Origin of the sequence: Kineococcus gurbantunggutensis (genome assembly GCF_050871925.1) — a bacterium.
Taxonomy (GTDB): domain Bacteria; phylum Actinomycetota; class Actinomycetes; order Actinomycetales; family Kineococcaceae; genus Kineococcus.
Map to the genome: position 1 here is coordinate 48,022 of NZ_JBJLSG010000019.1, position 6,323 is coordinate 54,344.

Annotated in this window: 5 protein-coding genes; 3 read left to right on the plus strand and 2 right to left on the minus strand. The window is 78.9% G+C overall.

Going from position 1 to position 6,323, the window contains the following annotated elements:
- Positions 1-134 precede the first annotated feature (134 nt).
- Together ACRYR7_RS05610 and ACRYR7_RS05615 are read right to left on the minus strand one after the other, a co-directional pair.
- Entirely contained in the window at positions 135-731 is a 597-nt protein-coding gene (locus tag ACRYR7_RS05610; protein WP_432571088.1) for a type II toxin-antitoxin system PemK/MazF family toxin, read from the minus strand.
- A gap of 37 nt (positions 732-768) precedes the next feature.
- The gene (locus tag ACRYR7_RS05615; protein WP_432571089.1) at positions 769-2,151 is read right to left on the minus strand and encodes a replication-associated recombination protein A; all 1,383 of its coding nucleotides are present in this window, start codon (positions 2,149-2,151) and stop codon (positions 769-771) included.
- Positions 2,152-2,384: 233 nt separating this feature from the next.
- On the opposite strand from ACRYR7_RS05615, the gene ACRYR7_RS05620 reads away from it, so the two are divergent.
- From ACRYR7_RS05620 to ACRYR7_RS05630, 3 genes are all read left to right on the plus strand, one after another.
- Positions 2,385-3,131 (plus strand): response regulator transcription factor, encoded by a 747-nt coding sequence (locus ACRYR7_RS05620; protein ID WP_432571090.1) that lies wholly within the window; start codon positions 2,385-2,387, stop codon positions 3,129-3,131.
- Between the two features lie 91 nt (positions 3,132-3,222).
- The gene (locus ACRYR7_RS05625; RefSeq protein ID WP_432571091.1) at positions 3,223-4,761 is read left to right on the plus strand and encodes a sensor histidine kinase; all 1,539 of its coding nucleotides are present in this window, start codon (positions 3,223-3,225) and stop codon (positions 4,759-4,761) included.
- Positions 4,762-4,849: 88 nt separating this feature from the next.
- Positions 4,850-6,208, plus strand: coding sequence for a bifunctional glycosyltransferase family 2/GtrA family protein (locus ACRYR7_RS05630; protein ID WP_432571092.1), 1,359 nt, complete (start codon positions 4,850-4,852; stop codon positions 6,206-6,208).
- The last annotated feature ends 115 nt before the right edge of the window (positions 6,209-6,323 follow it).

The window sequence follows — 6,323 nt, forward strand, 5'->3', positions numbered from 1 at the left end:
GTACTGGGACTGCTGTGCACCGGGCCGCCGACGCGGCGGACCGCCCACCGACCCTACCCGGCGGCGGGGGCACCCGGTGCGCGGCAGGTGCCGGGCCGGGTGCCGCGCGGGTGCCGCGCGGGTGCCCGGCGGGCTCAGCCGCCCAGGGCCTCCCGCGCCTCCCGCGCCACCCGCTCGAAGCGGGCGCGGTCCAGCGCGGCGCCCTCGCGGCGCACGTCGGCCGGCGCCACCCGCAGCAGGCGGTCCACGCGCACCTCGCTGGGCCGGCCGCGCCGGTCCCAGGCGCCGGTGCCCACGTCGACCCAGCGCCGGCCGCGACGGGCCTCGTCGGCGGCGTCGCGGTCGTGGTCCTTGCTGGTCATCGCCAGCGCGAGCAGGTCGGCGTCCGGCCCCGGGCCGGTGCGGCCCACGACGAGCACGGGGCGGTCCTTGCCGCGCCCGTCGCCCTCCTCGAAGGGCACCCACGCCCACACCACCTCGCCGGGGTCCGGGCGGCCGTCCTCGCGCGGGGCGTAGCTGAAGGCGCCCGCGCCCGCCGCGCCCACCGAGCCCGCGGGGGCCTCGGCGGCGCCGGCCGGGCGGCGGCCGGCGCGCGGGCGGGGCCGCTCGGCGCCGGCCCCCGGGTGCTCGGGGGCGCGGCGCGGCGCGGCGGCGGAGCGCTGCAGCTCGCGCAGCGCCAGCTCCCCGGCGGCGCGCAGGGCGGAGGTCAGCAGGCGGGGCAGGGCGGGCACCCGGGCACCGTAGCGAGCCGCGGGGGCGCCGGCGGGGTCAGCGCCCGCGCAGGATGCGGCGCAGGCGGGCCAGGCGCTCGCGCACCTGCGCCTCGAAGCCGCGGTCGGTGGGCACGTAGTAGTCCTTGCCGACCAGCTCGTCGGGGGCGTACTGCTGCGCGGCCACGCCCGCGGGGGTGTCGTGCGTGTACACGTACCCCCTGCCGTGCCCCAGGCGCTGGGCGCCGGAGTAGTGCGCGTCGCGCAGGTGCGCCGGCACCGGCCCGCCCAGGCCGGCGCGCACGTCCGCGATCGCGGCGTTGACGCCGTTGTAGGCGGCGTTGGACTTCGGGGCGGTGGCCACGTGCACCACCGCCTGGGCCAGCACGATGCGCGCCTCGGGCATGCCGATCTGCGCCACCGCGTGCATCGCGGCCACCGCGGTCTGCAGCGCGGAGGGGTCGGCCATGCCCACGTCCTCGGAGGCGGCGATGACGACGCGGCGGGCGACGAAGCGCGGGTCCTCCCCCGCCTCCACCATGCGCGCCAGGTAGTGCAGGGCGGCGTCGACGTCGGAGCCGCGCATGGACTTGATGAAGGCGCTGGCCACGTCGTAGTGCTGGTCCCCGGCGCGGTCGTAGCGCACCGCGGCGCGGTCCAGGGCCCGCTCGGCGTGCTCCAGCGTCACCACCGCCCGCCCGCCGTCGGCGGCGGGGGCGTCGAACGCCGCGCCGGCGGCGGCCTCCAGCGCGGTCAGCGCGCGCCGGGCGTCGCCGTCGGCCAGGCGCACCAGGTGCTCCAGCGCCTCGCCGGTCAGCTCCACCTCCCCGGCCAGCCCGCGCGGGTCGGCCACCGCCGCGCTCAGCAGGGCGCGCACGTCGTCGGCGCTCAGCGGGCGCAGCGTCAGCAGCAGCGAGCGCGACAGCAGCGGGGTGACCACGGAGAAGTTCGGGTTCTCCGTGGTGGCGGCCACGAGCACCACCCAGCGGTTCTCCACCCCCGGCAGCAGCGCGTCCTGCTGCGCCTTGGTGAAGCGGTGGATCTCGTCGAGGAAGAGCACGGTCTGCCGGCCGTGCAGGTCGCGGTGCTCGCGCGCCTCGTCCATGACGCGGCGCACGTCCTTCACCCCGGCGGTGACGGCCGACAGCTCCGCGAAGCGGCGCCCGCCGGAGCGGGCGATGACGTGCGCCAGCGTCGTCTTGCCGGTGCCCGGCGGGCCCCACAGCACCACCGAGGCCGGGCCGGCGCGGCCGAGGTCGCCCTCGGTGGCCAGCCGGCGCAGCGGCGAGCCGGGCCCGAGCAGGTGCTGCTGGCCCACGACCTCGTCGACGTGGCGCGGGCGCATCCGCACCGCCAGGGGCGCGCCGGCCAGGACGGCGGGGCCCGGGCCCGCGCCGCTCGCCGGGTCGCTCGCGGGGTCGGCGGAGAACAGGTCGGCCACGGCCCGCACGGTAGCCCCGCCGCCGCTCAGCACCGCTCCCCGCCGTCCCGGGCGGCGCCCCCTGAGCGGCGCCCCCGTGCGCCCCCGGTGCCCGCGGGGTGCCCGCCCGGCGGCTCCGGGGTGCCCGCGGGGCGCCCGCTGGGCGGGGTCGCTGCGCCGTCCGGGTGAGGATGCACAGGGGTTTCCCAGGGTTCGCCCCGCACGGTCGCAGGTGCGGGGCCGACGATGGGGGCATGACCGCGACCACCACCCGCGCCGAGCTGCAGCGTCCCGACGGCAGCGCCCTGCGCGTGCTCGTCGTCGACGACGAGTCGACCCTGTCGGAGCTGCTCAGCATGGCGCTGCGCTACGAGGGCTGGGAGGTGCGCACGGCGGCCGACGGGCTGGAGGCGGTGCGCACGGCGCGCTCCTTCCGCCCCGACGCGGTGGTGCTGGACATCATGCTGCCGGACATCGACGGCCTGGAGGTGCTGCGCCGGCTGCGCGCGGACTCCACCGAGGTGCCCGTGCTGTTCCTGACGGCCAAGGACGCCGTGGAGGACCGCGTGGCGGGCCTGACCGCCGGCGGCGACGACTACGTCACCAAGCCGTTCAGCCTGGAGGAGGTCGTGGCGCGGCTGCGCAGCCTGGTGCGCCGCTCGGGCCTGGCCGCGGCCAAGCAGGAGCCGGTGCTCAGCGTCGGCGACCTCGTCCTGGACGAGGACAGCCACGAGGTGTTCCGCGGCGGCGAGGAGGTCAAGCTCACCGCCACGGAGTTCGAGCTGCTGCGCTACCTGATGCGCAACCCGCGCCGGGTGCTGTCCAAGGCGCAGATCCTGGACCGGGTGTGGAACTACGACTTCGGCGGCCAGGCGAACATCGTGGAGCTGTACGTCTCCTACCTGCGCCGCAAGATCGACGCCGGGCGCGCGCCGATGATCCACACCGTGCGCGGCGCCGGGTACGTGCTCAAGCCCGCCGCGGCCCAGCCCGCCGCCTGATGCGCCCGCCGGCGCCGGGCGCGGTGCCCGGCGCGGCGCCGGCCGCAGCGGTGGGCGCGGCGGTGGGCGCGGCGGTGGGCGCGGCGGTGCGGTGAGGAACCCGGTGCGCCGCCCGCAGTCTCTGCAGGGCCGGCTGATCCTGACGCTGACCTCGCTGCTGGTCGCCGTGGGCCTGGTGATCGGCGTGGTCACCACGTACGCGCTGCGCCAGGAGCTGACGGGGCAGGTCGACGGGCAGCTGCGCGAGTCCGCCCAGCGCGCGCAGCGCGCGGAGTTCGGCGGCCCCGGCGGCCCCCGGCAGCGGCAGCAGGACGCGGCCGCCTGCCCGACCGGCACGCGCCCGGCGTTCGTCGGGCCCGGGCAGGTGGACGGGACCCTGGGCGCGCGCTTCTCCGGCGGCGCGCTGGTCGACGCGCAGTCGGGGGTCATCGACACCAGCGCCACCGGCGCGCAGGACTGCGCGGTGGCGCTGACGGGCGCGCAGGCCGAGGCGCTGCGCGCGGTGGGCCCGGGCGAGCCCACCACCGTGGAGCTGCCCGGGCTGGGCAGCTACCGGGTGGTGGCGGCCACCCTGCCCGCCGGCGGGGCCGTGCAGGTCACCGGCGTGCCGCTGGCGGGCGTGGAGACGACCCTGCTGGGGGTGCTGGGCGTCGAGGCCGCGGTCATCCTGCTGGGGGTGGCGGCCGCCGCCGCGACCGGCACCGCGCTGGTGCGCCGGGACCTGGAGCCGCTGCGGCGGGTGGCGGCCACCGCCACGCGGGTGTCCGAGCTGGAGCTGGACCGCGGCGAGGTGGACCTGGAGCACCGCGTGCCCGCGCGCGACACCGACGAGCGCACCGAGGTGGGCCGGGTCGGCTCGGCGCTGAACCGCCTGCTGGACCACGTCGGCTCGGCGCTGAGCGCCCGGCACGCCTCCGAGCAGCGCGTGCGGCAGTTCGTCGCCGACGCCAGCCACGAGCTGCGCACCCCGCTGGCCGCGATCCGCGGCTACTCCGAGCTGGCCCGGCGCAGCCGCGAGCCGGTGCCCGCCGACGTCGCCCACGCGCTGCGCCGGGTGGAGTCGGAGGCGGTGCGCATGACGGGGCTGGTGGAGGACCTGCTGCTGCTGGCGCGCCTGGACTCCGGCCGGCCGCTGGAGCGCGAGCGCGTGGACCTGACGATGACGGTGCTGGACGCCGTGAGCGACGCGCGGGTGGCCGGGCCCGAGCACATCTGGCGCCTGGAGCTGCCCGAGGAGGCCGTGGAGGTCACCGGTGACGCCGCCCGGCTGCACCAGGTGCTGGTGAACCTGCTGGCCAACGCCCGCAGCCACACCCCGCCGGGCACCACGGTCACCGTGCGCCTGGAGCAGGGGGGCGGCCAGGACCGGGACGGCGGGCGGGTGCACCTGGACGTCGTCGACGACGGCCCCGGCATCGCCGCGGACCTGCTGCCGCACGTCTTCGAGCGCTTCGCGCGCGGGGACTCCTCCCGCGCGCGCGGCGCCGGCAGCACCGGCCTGGGCCTGGCGATCGTGCAGGCGGTGGTGGCCTCGCACCACGGCGACGTGGAGGTGCGGAGCCGGCCGGGGCGCACCGCGTTCCGCGTGAGCCTGCCGGCCGCCGCGGCGGGCGGGCCCTCCCCCGCCTGAGGGGCCGGCGGGGGCCGGGCGCGGATCCACAGCGCCGCCACAGCCCGGCCCCACGCCCGCGGGAGGGGCGCGGCCGACCCTCGGGGGCATGACAGCCACACCCACCGGTCCCGCGCCCGTGCCGCCGCGGCCGCGCTCAGCGCCCGGTCCCGCACCCGGCTCCGCACCCGGCCACGCGCTCGGCCCCGCCGCGGACCGGGCCGCTCCCGTCCTGGACGTCGTGGTCCCGGTCCTCGACGAGGAGGTCGACCTCGAGCCGTGCGTGCGCCGCCTGCACGCGCACCTGAGCTCCTTCCCCTTCGCGTGCCGGATCACGATCGCCGACAACGCCAGCACCGACGCGACCCCGCGGGTGGCGGCCGAGCTGGCCGCGGAGCTGGGCGGGGCCGCGGTGCAGGTGCGCAGCGTGCGCCTGGAGCAGAGGGGCCGCGGCCGCGCGCTGAAGCACGTGTGGTCCACCTCGGACGCCGCCGTGCTGGCCTACACGGACGTGGACCTGTCCACCGACCTGGCCGCACTGCTGCCGCTGGTGGCCGGCCTGGTCTCCGGCCACTGCGACGTGGCGATCGGCTCGCGGCTGGCGCACGGCGCCACCGTGGTGCGCGGCGCCGAGCGCGAGGTGATCTCCCGCTGCTACAACCTGCTCCTGCACGGCACCCTGCGGGTGCGCTTCAGCGACGCGCAGTGCGGTTTCAAGGCGGTGCGCGCGGACGTGGCGCGCACGGTGCTGCCGCTGGTGGAGGACACCGGCTGGTTCTTCGACACCGAGCTGCTGGTGCTGGCCGAGCGTGCGGGTCTGCGCATCCAGGAGGTCCCGGTGGACTGGGTGGACGACCCCGACAGCCGCGTGGACATCCTCGCCACCGCCCTGGCGGACCTGCGCGGCATCGGCCGGCTGGGCACCGCGATCGCCCTGGGGCGCCTGCCGCTGCGCGAGGTGCGCGAGAGCCTGGGGCGCGGCACCCGGCCGGCCGCGGTGGCGGGCGTGCCCGCCAGCCTGGCCGGGCAGCTGACCCGGTTCCTGGCCGTGGGGCTGGCCAGCACCGGCGCGTACGCGCTGCTGTACCTGCTGCTGCAGCGCTCCACCGGCGCGCAGGCCGCGAACTCCCTGGCGCTGCTGCTCACCGCGGTCGCCAACACCGCGCTGAACCGGCGCCTGACGTTCGGGGTGCGCGGGCCCGAGGGGGCCGGCCGGCACCAGGTGCAGGGGCTGTCCGTGTTCCTGCTGGGCTGGGCGCTGACCTCCGGCAGCCTGGTGCTGCTGCGCTCCGGGGCCCCGGGCGCCTCGCGCGGCACCGAGCTGGCGGTGCTCACGGCGGCGAACCTGGCCGCGACCGCGCTGCGCTTCCTGCTGCTGCGCTCGTGGGTGTTCCGCGACCGCCGCCACCACCGCCCCGGCCACGAGGACGTCCCCGCGGCACCGGCACCGGCACCGCCGCCCGCGTGACCGCCGCGCGCGCCCTGACGGCGGGCGCTCAGCCCCCGGGCCGCCGGGCGGGCGCCGGGGGCGGCGGCCCCCCCCGGGGGGGGGGGGGGGGGGGGGGGGGGGGGGGGCGCGGGGG